Source organism: Caulobacter sp. FV2ye17ST (assembly GCF_058680955.1).
The window spans coordinates 1124145-1135848 of the sequence record NZ_CM178727.1 but is presented as its reverse complement, the minus strand read 5'-3'; the positions used below and the strand labels follow the sequence as shown (position 1 = coordinate 1135848).

Genomic DNA, 11704 nt, shown 5'->3' with positions numbered 1-11704 from the left:
GGGAGGGAGAGCTGTTGAGACGCCCGCGCATCAAGCTTGCCTACTCGATAGGCGCCTGAGCCCAGGCTTCGAACAAACTGCCCACAACCGCGACCGATCGCCCCTCCGCGAGGCAAGGTCTTGCGCGCGGCGCATACCCACGCTACCTCTAGTGAACTCGCAAGGAGCTACTGGGTCCACATGGTCTCGCAACTCGTCATCAACATCGCGCTCGTGACCGGCTTTACCGCCGTCGCGGCGATGTCGTGCGCCGCGACCATGATGTGGAACCAGATTAAAACCGTTCCGGTACGGACGGGGCAACGGCGCGCGAGATAGACTGAACGCAGCCGACGGATCGCAAGATCTTCAAAAAGCCCCGCTTCCGAAAGGAGCGGGGCTTTTTTGTTGCGCGTTTCGTCGGTCCTCCAAAACCAACCCGAGGGGACTAGAGACCAATGAGCTACCTGCCATCACCACCCGCCTTCCACAGCGACGCCGACGGCGTCACCGTTCACCAGCTGCTGCTGGCCGCCGACGACGCTCACAGCGCGCTGGACGCCGTTCGCCAGGGCCTGGCCGACAGCGGCGCCGAGCTGTGCAACCTGACGCTCAAGCCTGTCGGCCAGATCGTCGAAGCCTCCCTGCGCGTCCGCCATCTGGGCGATCAGGCCGCCCGCCTGCTGGCCCGCGACCTGGCCGCCTGGCCCGGCGTCACCTCGGCCAGCGTCGAGCATCAGTGGGTGCGCCCTTGAACCCTTCCAAACCGGACGAGGACAAACGAAGACTCTTCCTCGTCACCGCCGAGGACACGCCCGACGCCCTGATGCGGGTGTTGGGCGTGGCCAGCGTGCAGCAGACCCGCCTGCGCGCCTTGACCGCCACGCCCGACGGGCTCAACCTGGCCATTCGTCTGGAGATCGACGACCAGGGCGACGAGCGCGCCGCCAGCCTCGCCTCGCGCCTGCAGGCCTGTCCGTCGGTGCGCGGCGTCGGTTTCGGCTGGCGAGCGTAACCAAAACGCTCGCTCGTACGTATCTAGGTTCAAGGCCCGCGCTCGGGCCGCTCCGGAAAGACGTTCGATGCGCCGCCTGCTGACCCTGATTCTCGCCTTCGTCGCCTTGGCTGGCGCTCCGGCCCTCGCCGCACCGCCGCCCGCCAAGACCGCCACCGCAGTGTTCGCCGGCGGCTGTTTCTGGTGCATGGAGCACGACATGCAGGGCGTGCCCGGCGTCCTGAAGGTCGAGAGCGGCTATACGGGCGGTCACGTCAACAACCCCAGCTATCGCGACGTGACCAGCGAGAAGAGCGGCCACTACGAGGCGGTCCGCGTCACCTATGACACTGCGAAGCTGGACTACGGATTCCTGCTCTATCGCTACTGGAAGCTGGTCGACCCTACCGACGACGGCGGCCAGTTCTGCGACCGTGGCCCGTCCTATCGTCCGGCCGTCTTTGTCAGCGGCGCCCAGCAGCGCGCCGCCGCCGAAAAGTCCCGCGCCGAGGCCGCCAAGCGCCTGAAGCGGGGCAAGATGGTCACGCCCATTCTCGACCTGAAGACCTTCTGGCCGGCCGAGGAATATCACCGCGACTACGCCAAGCGGAACGCGCTGAACTACCAGGCCTATCGCATCGGTTGCGGCCGCGACCTGCGGCTGAAGCAGGTCTGGGGCGGGTAGCCGCGCAAGCTCCACCGCCTCGACATCGCCCCAATCCCATGTAGGTTTAAGCCTGTAAAATGGGAGAACGTCGATGAACCGCGCGCTGCTGGCTACCGCTGCTGTCGTGCTGAGCATGGGCGCCGCCGCCCATGCCCAGACGGCCCCGGACCTGTCGGTCACCATCTACAACTCCGACCTCGCCCTGGTCGAAGACGCCCGCGACCTCGACCTGAAGGCCGGTCGCCAGCGCCTGGAGTTCAAGGACGTCTCGGCCGCCATCCGGCCCGAAACGGTCAGTCTGTCGGCGTCCGGTGTGACGATCATCGAACAGAATTTCGACTACGACCTGCTGACCCCCGACAAGCTGATGGAAAAGGCGGTCGGCCAGCAGGTCCGCATCGTCCGCACCAATCCGGGCGACGGCAAGGAGACCACTGAAGTCGCCACCGTGCTGGCCGCCAATGAAGGCGTTGTGCTGAAGATCGGCGACCGCATCGAGGTGCTGCGCGACGATGGCGTGCCCACCCGCGTGATCTTCGACAAGGTGCCCGAGACCCTGCGCGCCCGCCCGACCCTGTCGGTGACGGTCGACGCCGACAAGGCAGGGCCCCGCGCGTCGAAGCTAAGCTACCTGACCTCGGGTCTGGGCTGGAAGGCCGACTATGTAGCGCTGTTCGACGAGAAGAAGGGCGCGCTGGACCTGCAGGGCTGGATCACCCTGACCAACAATTCGGGCACCCCGTTCGACAACGCCCGCACCCAGCTGGTGGCCGGCGACGTCAACCAGCTGAACAATGGCGGCTATCGTCAGTCCAGCGGCGCGATGCTGGCGGCGGGAACCGAGAGCGGCGACGCCGAGCGTCTGGCCGACTACTACATCTATCCCCTGCCCCAGCGCACCACGATCGCGGCCAACCAGAGCAAGCAGGTCGGCTTCCTCAGCGCCCAGGGCGTGGCGGCCAAAAAGGTCTACGAAGTGCGCGAGGGCTGGTTCACCAGTCAGGCCAACCCCGCGTCGGCCACCGTCGCCATCCAGTTCAGCAACGCCAGGCTGGCCGGACTGGGCAGTCAGCTGCCGGCCGGGGTCATGCGCGTCTATATGCGCGACCAGGCGGGTGATCCCAAGTTCGTCGGCGAGAACAGCATCGGCCACACCCCGGCCGGCTCGGAGCTGTCGATCAAGACCGGCGACGCCTTTGACGTCACCAGCCAGGCCACCCTGGTCAGCGAGGAAAAGGTCTCGCGGACCCGCTCGCGCTACGCCATGAAATACCTGGTCCGCAACGCCCGGCCAGAGGCGGTGACGGTGGAGCTGCGCCAGGGCGGCCTGTGGCGCGACGGCCAGGTCAAGGCCGAGAGCCTGAAAAGCCGTCGTATCGACGCCCGAACCCTGGGCTGGAGCGTGCCCGTGCCGGCTAACGGCGAGACGGTGCTGACCTTCACGGTCGAGACGGGCTGGTGAGCGCCCTTCCCCGCGCGGCGGGGAAAACGGCCAGCGCGATCCTCGCCCTAACCGCCCTCGCCTCGCCCGCCCTGGCCGACACCATCGCCTCGCCGGCCGCCGAGACAACGGCGGTGACGCTCTATCGCGCCGGCTCGACGCCGTTCCAGAGCCTGCAACCCTGGCGGCGCGAACAGGCCCTGAAGAAGGGCCTGATCATGGTGACCGAGACGCGCACCGTCACCCTGCCCGCCGGCCGCCACACCCTGCGCTTTGACGCGGTGGCCGACGGCCTGATCCCCCAGAGCGCGGCGGTCGAGGGCCTGCCGGGCGGCGTGATCGAGCGCAACTACGACTACGCCCTGCTCAGCCCTGGAACCCTGCTGGAGCGCTCGCTGAACCAGCCGATCGGCATCGTCCGCACCAATGCCAGGACCGGCCGCCGGACGGCCGAGAACGCCATCGTCCGCCAGGGTCCCAACGGCGTCGTCCTGCAGACCGCGCGCGGCGTCGAGGCCCTGGGCTGCTCGGGCGGCGCCGAACGGCTGGTGTTTGATCACATCCCCGCCGGCCTGTCGGACAAGCCCTCGCTGTCGACCCTGATCGACGTCCCGACCGCCAAGACCGTCAAGCTGACCCTGTCGTATCTCGCCATCGGCGTGAACTGGCAGGCCGACTATGTGGCCCGCATCGCTCCGGACGGCAAAACCCTGGACCTCACCGGCTGGCTGACCCTGGTCAACAGCAGCGGGACCAGCTTCATCAACGCCCCGACCCAGGCCGTGGCCGGCAAGCTGTCGCGCGTGCCCATCAACATCCCGAAGGCCGACACCAAGGCCATCCGACGCGCCTGCTGGCCGATGGACACCACCACCCACGGCCGGTCACCGCCGCCGCCACCGCCGCCGCCTTTTCTGCAGCCGCCCATGCCCGCGCCGCCGATGATGGCCATGGCCGGCGCGGCACGCGAAGAGATCACCGTCACCGCCCAGCGCGCCAAGCTGGCCGAGCAGTCCGAGCTGGGCGACTACAAGCTCTACACCCTGCCCGAGCCCGTCACCGTCGCCGCGCGCCAGACCAAGCAGGTGGCCTTCCTCGACCAGAAGGGCGTGGCGTTTCAGCGGCTCTACATGGTCGCCGTCAATCCCTGGGACGACTACGGCGACAACGCCTTTTCCGCCGCCAGCGTCCTTCTCCGGTTCGAGAACAAGGTCAGCCAGGGCCTTGGCAAGGCCCTGCCGTCCGGCGCCCTGGCCGTGATGGAGACCCGCGGCGGTCGTCCCGCCTTCGCCGGCGAACAGGCCATGCGCGACGTGCCCGTGGGCCAGCCTTTCGACCTCGACATCGGCAAGGCCATGGATGTCACCGTTCGCCCGCGCATAGTCGCCGAGGCGCGCCTGCGGTCCGGTCGGGTTCGACGCACCTATGAGGTCGACATGGCCAGCGCCAAGACCGCGCCCATCGTGATCGAACTGCGCCAGCCGACCCAGCAAACGAACTTCAAGCTGATCTCCGAGCCCCGGCGCCATGACATTCGTGACGGCGCCATCGCGTGGCGCTTCACCTTGCCGGCGGGCGGTCGCGAGACCGTGCGCTATGTGGTGGAATACGCTGGCTGAGACACCGAGGATTCGCCCCCATGCTGAAACCCCGCCTGGAACTCCTGCTGGAGCGCGGCCTGTTCGCCTCGCGCTGGCTGATGGCGCCGTTCTATGTCGGCCTGGTGATCTGCCTGGGCGCCCTGCTGGTGGTGTTCTTCAACGAGCTGTTCCAAGAACTGCCCAAGGTGATGTCGATGAAGCCGGAGGGCGCCATCCTGATGGCCCTGACGCTGATCGACCTGTCGCTGGCGGCCAACCTGCTCGTAATCGTCACCCTGTCGGGCTACGAGAACTTCGTCTCCAAGATCGACACCGCCGCGCATGAGGACCGGCCCGACTGGATGGGCACGGTCGACTTTTCCGGCCTGAAGATGAAGCTGATCGCCTCGATCGTGGCGATCTCGGCCATCGCCCTGCTCAAGGCCTTCCTGACCCTCAGCGAACCGGGAACCCCGCTGGACGAGCCGCGCCTGCTGTGGCTGGTCGTCGTGCACCTGTCCTTCGTGCTGTCGGGCGTGCTGCTGGCCCTGATGGACTGGCTCAACAGCAAGGTCGCCAAAGCCTGAGGCGAGGCGTCCTCCGCCTAGAACGGCATCAGCCGGCGCTTACGGCTGTAGCCCAGATAGCCGACATTGGCGCCCAGACGCAGGCCGACGCCCGCGCGGATCGGCGCCAGGACGATGTCGTCGGCCTTCTGGTAGTTGATGCCCAGACCGCCGATCAGATAGGCGGTGCCCTCGACGCCGGGGAAGCGGCGGAAAATCGCATCGGGATACTGCAGGTTATAGCACAGGGTGAAGACCCGGCTGGCGTTGCCGCCCATGTCCCAGCCCACCGACGGCCCTTGCCAGAAGGTCTCCAGCGTCGGCCGGCCCTTCATGTAGAGCAGGCCCCGGCCATAGCGCAGACCCACGCCGATGGCGCCCGAGCCCTCTTCGCCGGCGATGTAGCCGGTGGGCTGGCCCTTGTCGCGGAACACCTTCTCGATGGCCGCCCCGGCGCTCTCGGCCGTGACGCCCAGGAAGTCGGAGGTGGCGCGGATCATCTCGTCGGCCGAATAGGTCTGGGCCGAGCCGGTGTCATAGGCCGGGCTGGTCGTGCCGCTGGAGGCCGCGTCCTGGGCCATCGTCTCCTGAGCGAAGACGCTGGAGGCCCCCGCGCTCATGCCCAGCGTTGCTGCGCCCGAGAGGATCAACTTGCGACGGTCCATGACGGCCCCTTCCGAAATATCGTTGCGCTACTGTCGCAGCCCATTGGGACCGGTTTGCGGCCACCGGCTTTAAGGTTCGGTTAAGCATGAGGAAAGCCGCCGCCCCTGCGGCCGCATCGCCCTCTCGCGAAGCGGCCCAAATGTGCTAGACGCGGGCGCATGACCTCTACGCCGCTCGACAAGATCAGAAATTTTTCAATCGTGGCCCACATTGACCACGGCAAGTCCACGCTGTCGGATCGCCTGATCCAGGAGACCGGCGGCCTGACCGCGCGCGAGATGACCGCGCAGGTTCTCGACAACATGGAGATCGAGAAGGAACGCGGCATCACCATCAAGGCCCAGACCGTGCGTCTGGAGTACAAGGCCGATGACGGCGAGACCTATATCCTCAACCTGATGGACACCCCCGGCCACGTCGACTTCGCCTATGAGGTCAGCCGCAGCCTGGCCGCCTGCGAAGGCTCGATCCTGGTCGTCGACGCCAGCCAGGGCGTCGAAGCCCAGACCCTGGCCAATGTCTATTCGGCCATCGACAACAATCACGAGATCGTCCCGGTCCTCAACAAGATCGACCTGCCCGCCGCCGAGCCCGAGCGCGTGCGCGCCCAGATCGAGGACCTGATCGGCCTGGACGCCAGCGACGCCGTCCTGGCCAGCGCCAAGTCGGGCCTGGGCATCCACGACGTGCTCGAAGCCATCGTCACCCGCCTGCCGCCGCCCAAGGGCGACGAGAACGCCCCGCTGAAGGCCCTGCTGGTCGACGCCTGGTACGACGCCTATCTGGGCGTCGTCGTGCTGGTCCGCGTCATCGACGGCCGCCTGAAGGCCGGCATGAAGATCAAGATGATGCAGCACGGCTCGACCCACCTGATCGACCGGGTCGGCGTCTTCAAGCCCAAAAATACCCCCGTCGAGAGCCTGGGCCCCGGCGAGATCGGCTTCATCACCGCCCAGATCAAGGAAGTGGCCGACGCCGCCGTCGGCGACACCATCACCGACGAGAAGAAGCCCACCGACAAGGCCCTGCCCGGCTTCAAGGACGTGCAGCCGGTCGTGTTCTGCGGCCTGTTCCCGGTCGACGCCGCCGACTTCGAGGACCTGCGCGCCGCCGTCGGCCGCCTGCGCCTGAACGACGGCAGCTTCACCTACGAGATGGAGAGCAGCGCCGCCCTGGGCTTTGGCTTCCGCTGCGGGTTCTTAGGGTTGCTGCACCTGGAGATCATCCAGGAGCGCCTCTCCCGCGAGTTCGACCTCGACCTGATCGCGACCGCCCCCTCGGTGGTCTACAAGATCCACATGCGCGACGGCTCGGAGATCGAGCTGCACAACCCCGCCGACCTGCCCGACCCGATGCACATCGAGAGCATCAGCGAGCCCTGGATCAAGGCCACCATCTTCACCCCCGACGAGTATCTGGGCGGCGTGATCAAGCTGTGCCAGGACCGCCGCGGCCAGCAGCGCGAACTCAGCTATGTGGGCAACCGCGCCATGGTCATCTACGACCTGCCGCTCAACGAGGTGGTCTTCGACTTCTATGACCGCCTGAAGTCGATCTCCAAGGGCTATGCCAGCTTCGACTACCAGGTCGAGGACTACCGCCAGGGCGACCTGGTCAAGATGTCGATCCTGGTCAATGCCGAGCCCGTCGACGCCCTCTCCATGCTGGTCCACCGCGACCGCGCCGAGGGCCGGGGCCGGGGCATGTGCGAGAAGATGAAGGAGCTCATCCCCCAGCACATGTTCGTCATCCCGATCCAGGCGGCCATCGGCGGCAAGATCATCGCCCGCGAAACCGTCCGCGCCCTGCGCAAGGACGTGACGGCCAAATGCTATGGCGGCGACGCCAGCCGCAAGCGCAAGCTGCTGGACAAGCAGAAGGCCGGCAAGAAGCGCATGCGCCAGTTCGGCAAGGTCGAGATCCCACAGGAAGCGTTCATCGCGGCGCTGAAGATGGACGAGGATTGATCTGGGGGCGCATATCCTCTGAATTTAGTCCAAATGACCTGCAACACGTAACTGCTCTAGCTCCTCAGCATTGGCGGGGCTAAGGCTGATAAACTCATCGGACAGGGTCGCGGGGAGCTGCAGAGCAGCTATCAGCGCTCTATCTTTGGTGCCCCAAAGAATTGCCACGCCCTCGGGGCGCAAAATGTCACGTGCACCGCCGTTCTTCCTGATCCGTTTTAGCGGGTCCAGCTGCGCTGCAATCGCCGGAATGGCGCTCCTCGGTATTGGCTTGCGCTGAATATTCCGAAACAATTCGGCAATTCGCGCGGAGCCGCCGCGGTGGGAATTTATAAGCGCGAGTAGTTTTTGGTCGAATCCTTGCCAAATATTGGGTGGATAAGGCTCATCCTTCGCCAACCAAACGACCTGCTCACGACCATAAGCTGAGATCTGCAATTTCTGATCTTTGTTACCACCCTTGGTTAGGTTTTCTGGGCGGCAAATAATTATACCTAGATTGAAGCGAGCAGTTTCTTCATTCTCCGATATGAGTACGCAGGGCTTATTGATTGCCTCTGTAGGGATCATCCATGCTGTGCCGATGCTATGCTTAATATCAGTGTCCACTCCACCGAGATCTAGATCTAGAAATTCACCCTTAGGCTGACCTATAGCATCTCTGAACAGTATCTCGATCTTAGTACCGAGGTACGTTTTCTCTGTCTTTTCGCATTCGGACAGAATGAGGCGCTTGGTTCTTGGCGCATCGATCACCTCATCGATAGCGCGACGAATCAACTGAGCGGTCGCGCCCACAATTCCGTCAGGATCGCCAACTGCGCGTTTAAGCTTGCCTGCCAGATAGACCAATAGGTCGCTATCGTCTTCGAAGTGAGGCTGCTCCATACTGCAGCGTCACATCTCGGCGTATCCGTTAGGTTAATTACGCTGCGAGTTGGCGTTCGACCAAGATATCTCGAACGGTCATCGCCAATGCTCCGGCGAGGTTTGGGGGCACCGCGTTTCCGATCTGTCGCGCGATCTCTACCTTAGTGCCGTAGAACTTGAAACTGTCCGGGAACCCCATCAAGCGCGCAGCCTCCCGATGGCTAATCGGGCGGTTAGCTTCAGGGTGCAGGTAGCGCCCTTTCTCGGGCTTATAAAATTCAGTGCGGATCGTCACCGAAGGCCGATCCCACCATAGGCGTCCGAACAAGTCAGTGCCGCCGCTGGTCTTACGAACCCAGCAATCCGGTGTGATGTCTGGACGTTTAGCCAAGAGATCGAAGCGATTTCCACCAGGCGGTACAGCCGCATATCGCTCAAGGCTCTTCTGAGTGGGCGTGCGTCCGAAATGCAGGTTCAGCGTCGGAAGAGACCCGATCTCAGTACCTATCGTTTGTATCGGCAGATCCGATATCACGTCGCGAACCGTACGCCAGCGCGGCAGATTGCTTTTCAACTTCGGGTCCGCGTGCGACGGCAGCGGAGGAAAGCTCGGGAAATTATTCGCTTCTCGCCAACCCAGGATGATTGTCCGCTTGCGCGTCTGAGGCGCTCCATAATCGGCCGCATTGACTATGGTCGCTTGAGTTTGAAAGCCATGCTGCCTGGCTTTAGCCTCAATCAACTGACGCTCCGGCGAACGGAAAAGCTCTGCGACGTTCTCCATGACGAACACGCGAGCACCTGAACGCTCAGCAATTTCGATGAAGGGCTCCCAAAGCGCGCGGCGCGTGTCACCGTCACGCTTTTTGTTCAGCAGGCTGAAACCTTGGCAAGGCGGGCCGCCAATGACTACGTCGGCCGCAGGCACCTCATTGTGAAGCAGCCATTCCTCAATGTTCGCGCAAACTGCTCGACCAGGGAAATTCAACTCGTGTGTTTTGACGGCGGCCTGATCATTGTCGAGCGCCAAAACGGTCTCGAAACCCCCGCAAAAATTCTGATCGCAAAACCCGAGGCTCATGCCGCCTGCGCCGCTGAACAGATCAATCACACGGAGTGTCATGGTCTTTTTCCACCGTCCCGATAGTTGGAACAAAACGCGAATATCGACCAGATGTCAAGCATTCGCTCTCCAGGATGCCGGCTACCGGCTGATTCTACAGCACATGCGCGGTGAGCTTTTTTGCAAGCCCATGGCGATCCTTCGTCTCGCATTCCCATACAGTCAAAACCCGTAGGCCTAGTTCCGCCAGGGCGCTTTCCGCTTGGGCGTCCCGCTGCTTGTTGCGCTCGAATTTTACCCGCCACAGCTCACCGTTGTGAGACGGCATCGAGCCCCGCGCACAAGTGTGCTGATGCCAGAAGCACCCATGCACCTGAACGACCCACTTTCTCCTGCGGTTCGCGAAGTCGGGGGAACCGGGCAGTGATCGCACGTTCCTCCGGTATGCCACCCCTATTTCACGCAGAAGCGAGGCGACACTCTCTTCCGGGGTCGTCCTTTTTTGACGCACACGCGCCATGGCCATCGAAGTTCGCGGGTCTTTTGGCTTCATCGACGTGGATTGCTTTGACGGATCACACCGACAGTACACCAAACTCACCCCACGCCCCTCAGGCATTACGACTACGGTTATGGCTTGGGCGTTCAATCCGCCGGCAGCCCCCCGCAACCCGACCCCAAGGTCGGTGCGATCCTTAAATCTCCTGGAGGCTGCAGCGTGCAGGGCGGATCAGGTCAGTCAAGGCCCGGTCTGCGACCGGCCGCTTCGCGGCGACGCGAAGCGTCGGCCTTGAGTGACCTGATCCGCCCTGCGATCGTCTCGCCGTGAGATGTAAGGATGGCTCCGCCCGGAGGGGCGGCGGCCTCGGATAACGGAGCTGGTGCACTAAATTCGCCATGCCCCGCTCAAGCATTGCCCGGTAACGGCCAATCCCCTATCGTCTCCCCAAATGGACTGGGGTTTCTCGGTCGGCGTCGGGCTCCTGGGGTTTCTCGGGGGCCTTTCTGCTGTCTGGGCGCAAGGTCTTCGGACCGGTGGCCCTGCCCTTCCCCAGACTCCGCAATCTCCACCTGCCCCGTGACTCCCTCATAGACCAGTCGATACCCGCGCAGGAACGAGCGCCCCAGGATCACGCGGCGCCATTGCTCGCCCTCGTGCAGCTTGACGCCGGTGAAGGGCTGAAACAGCAGCCTGTCCAACTGAGGAACATAGAGGCGCGCCGTGTAGATGAAGGCGTGGTGGCGTCCGCCGACGCCGCTGATCTCGCCCTCGTCCATCACAGGCAGGTTCAGGCGCCGGGCAAGGTCATCGTCGATGCAGTCGCCGCCGGCGCCGGTGTCGATCAGCGCCTTGATCTTCTTTCCGGCGAGGTCAGGCGGCGCCCCGGCCGGCGCCAGCGACTTCAGGCCGATATCGACCTGGATCGTCGGCCCCAGCCTGACGAGCAGATCCGCCTGGCTCTCGCCATTGCGGCCGGACTTAAAGCCCGCCTGTATCGAGCGCATGGGCGGGTCGGAAGATCATGCCGCCGGGCAGCTGGACGGGGCCGGCGCCGACCTGACGGATGAGATAGGGGCCATTGCCGAACCGGTCGACGGCCATCGTCGCGGCCGCCTCGAAGTCAGAGAAGGCGGCGATGAACTTGCCGCTGTAGAAAACAACCCAGTCATGGAAATGCGAGGCTTCGAGCTCGACCTTCATGCGGTCGAAGGCGGCGATATCGTCCTTAAGACTGGCCATCAGACATTCCCCATATGGGCTGTTGAACCACAGCCGGCGAGACCCTGCCAATCACAACAAACGCGACGCATGAACTGTGCCCTGAGTCGGCGGGGCGGGGGTTAACCTCATGGGTCCACCCCCTTTCGACCTGGCCTTAGGCCTGCGGCGGGCGCGACCCGGCACATCCC

The 11704-nt window shown here is 64.2% G+C and carries 14 protein-coding genes; 8 read left to right on the top strand and 6 right to left on the bottom strand.

What is annotated here, in order from left to right; translation table 11 throughout:
- Positions 1-180 precede the first annotated feature (180 nt).
- The 7 genes from ACW17V_RS05375 (at position 181) to ACW17V_RS05345 (ending at position 5248) form a co-directional block, all read left to right on the top strand.
- Positions 181-318, top strand: coding sequence for a hypothetical protein (locus tag ACW17V_RS05375; RefSeq protein ID WP_492107840.1), 138 nt, complete (start codon positions 181-183; stop codon positions 316-318).
- A gap of 119 nt (positions 319-437) precedes the next feature.
- Positions 438-734 carry a hypothetical protein gene (locus ACW17V_RS05370; RefSeq protein WP_492107839.1) on the top strand — a complete coding sequence of 99 codons (297 nt, stop codon included), beginning with the start codon at positions 438-440 and terminating at the stop codon, positions 732-734.
- Positions 731-994 (top strand): hypothetical protein, encoded by a 264-nt coding sequence (locus ACW17V_RS05365; RefSeq protein ID WP_492107838.1) that lies wholly within the window; start codon positions 731-733, stop codon positions 992-994. Before ACW17V_RS05370 ends, ACW17V_RS05365 begins: the two co-directional genes overlap by 4 nt.
- Before the next feature lie 67 nt (positions 995-1061).
- Positions 1062-1658: a peptide-methionine (S)-S-oxide reductase MsrA gene (gene msrA / locus ACW17V_RS05360; protein WP_492107837.1), complete on the top strand. Its 597-nt coding sequence runs from the start codon at positions 1062-1064 to the stop codon at positions 1656-1658.
- A gap of 73 nt (positions 1659-1731) precedes the next feature.
- Positions 1732-3102: a DUF4139 domain-containing protein gene (locus ACW17V_RS05355; protein ID WP_492107836.1), complete on the top strand. Its 1371-nt coding sequence runs from the start codon at positions 1732-1734 to the stop codon at positions 3100-3102.
- Positions 3099-4700 carry a DUF4139 domain-containing protein gene (locus ACW17V_RS05350; RefSeq protein ID WP_492107835.1) on the top strand — a complete coding sequence of 534 codons (1602 nt, stop codon included), beginning with the start codon at positions 3099-3101 and terminating at the stop codon, positions 4698-4700. Before ACW17V_RS05355 ends, ACW17V_RS05350 begins: the two co-directional genes overlap by 4 nt.
- 20 nt (positions 4701-4720) lie before the next feature.
- The gene (locus ACW17V_RS05345; RefSeq protein ID WP_492107834.1) at positions 4721-5248 is read left to right on the top strand and encodes a TIGR00645 family protein; all 528 of its coding nucleotides are present in this window, start codon (positions 4721-4723) and stop codon (positions 5246-5248) included.
- A 17-nt stretch (positions 5249-5265) separates the two neighbouring features.
- Here the strand turns inward: ACW17V_RS05345 and ACW17V_RS05340 are convergent, their stop codons facing one another.
- Positions 5266-5847 carry a DUF1134 domain-containing protein gene (locus tag ACW17V_RS05340; RefSeq protein WP_492108741.1) on the bottom strand — a complete coding sequence of 194 codons (582 nt, stop codon included), beginning with the start codon at positions 5845-5847 and terminating at the stop codon, positions 5266-5268.
- 204 nt (positions 5848-6051) lie between these two features.
- Here ACW17V_RS05340 and lepA point away from each other — a divergent pair, with 204 nt between their 5' ends.
- Positions 6052-7860 (top strand): translation elongation factor 4, encoded by a 1809-nt coding sequence (lepA, locus tag ACW17V_RS05335; RefSeq protein ID WP_492107833.1) that lies wholly within the window; start codon positions 6052-6054, stop codon positions 7858-7860.
- A gap of 24 nt (positions 7861-7884) precedes the next feature.
- Here the strand turns inward: lepA and ACW17V_RS05330 are convergent, their stop codons facing one another.
- The 5 genes from ACW17V_RS05330 to ACW17V_RS05310 all read right to left on the bottom strand — a co-directional run bounded on the left by ACW17V_RS05330 (position 7885) and on the right by ACW17V_RS05310 (position 11534).
- Entirely contained in the window at positions 7885-8748 is an 864-nt protein-coding gene (locus ACW17V_RS05330; RefSeq protein WP_492107832.1) for a NaeI family type II restriction endonuclease, read from the bottom strand.
- Between the two features lie 37 nt (positions 8749-8785).
- Entirely contained in the window at positions 8786-9853 is a 1068-nt protein-coding gene (locus tag ACW17V_RS05325) for a DNA cytosine methyltransferase (protein WP_492107831.1), read from the bottom strand.
- A gap of 94 nt (positions 9854-9947) precedes the next feature.
- Positions 9948-10313, bottom strand: a complete 366-nt coding sequence (locus tag ACW17V_RS05320) for a very short patch repair endonuclease (RefSeq protein ID WP_492108740.1) — start codon at positions 10311-10313, stop codon at positions 9948-9950.
- 386 nt (positions 10314-10699) lie between these two features.
- On the bottom strand, positions 10700-11299 hold the full coding sequence (locus tag ACW17V_RS05315; protein WP_492107830.1) for a retropepsin-like aspartic protease: 600 nt from the start codon (positions 11297-11299) through the stop codon (positions 10700-10702).
- A complete protein-coding gene (locus ACW17V_RS05310) occupies positions 11274-11534 on the bottom strand; it encodes a hypothetical protein (protein ID WP_492107829.1) in 261 nt (86 codons plus the stop codon). Before ACW17V_RS05310 ends, ACW17V_RS05315 begins: the two co-directional genes overlap by 26 nt.
- Between the last annotated feature and the right edge of the window lie 170 nt (positions 11535-11704).

Excerpts from the sequence above, each read along its gene's own strand:
- ACW17V_RS05375 (WP_492107840.1), top strand. The coding sequence starts at position 181 with ATGGTCTCGCAACTCGTCATCAACATCGCGCTCGTGACCGGCTTTACC.
- ACW17V_RS05370 (WP_492107839.1), top strand. The coding sequence starts at position 438 with ATGAGCTACCTGCCATCACCACCCGCCTTCCACAGCGACGCCGACGGC.
- msrA (WP_492107837.1), top strand. The coding sequence starts at position 1,062 with ATGCGCCGCCTGCTGACCCTGATTCTCGCCTTCGTCGCCTTGGCTGGC.
- ACW17V_RS05355 (WP_492107836.1), top strand. The coding sequence starts at position 1,732 with ATGAACCGCGCGCTGCTGGCTACCGCTGCTGTCGTGCTGAGCATGGGC.
- ACW17V_RS05345 (WP_492107834.1), top strand. The coding sequence starts at position 4,721 with ATGCTGAAACCCCGCCTGGAACTCCTGCTGGAGCGCGGCCTGTTCGCC.
- ACW17V_RS05340 (WP_492108741.1), bottom strand. The coding sequence starts at position 5,847 with ATGAGCGCGGGGGCCTCCAGCGTCTTCGCTCAGGAGACGATGGCCCAG.
- lepA (WP_492107833.1), top strand. The coding sequence starts at position 6,052 with ATGACCTCTACGCCGCTCGACAAGATCAGAAATTTTTCAATCGTGGCC.
- ACW17V_RS05330 (WP_492107832.1), bottom strand. The coding sequence starts at position 8,748 with ATGGAGCAGCCTCACTTCGAAGACGATAGCGACCTATTGGTCTATCTG.
- ACW17V_RS05325 (WP_492107831.1), bottom strand. The coding sequence starts at position 9,853 with ATGACACTCCGTGTGATTGATCTGTTCAGCGGCGCAGGCGGCATGAGC.
- ACW17V_RS05320 (WP_492108740.1), bottom strand. The coding sequence starts at position 10,313 with ATGGCGCGTGTGCGTCAAAAAAGGACGACCCCGGAAGAGAGTGTCGCC.
- ACW17V_RS05315 (WP_492107830.1), bottom strand. The coding sequence starts at position 11,299 with ATGCGCTCGATACAGGCGGGCTTTAAGTCCGGCCGCAATGGCGAGAGC.
- ACW17V_RS05310 (WP_492107829.1), bottom strand. The coding sequence starts at position 11,534 with ATGGCCAGTCTTAAGGACGATATCGCCGCCTTCGACCGCATGAAGGTC.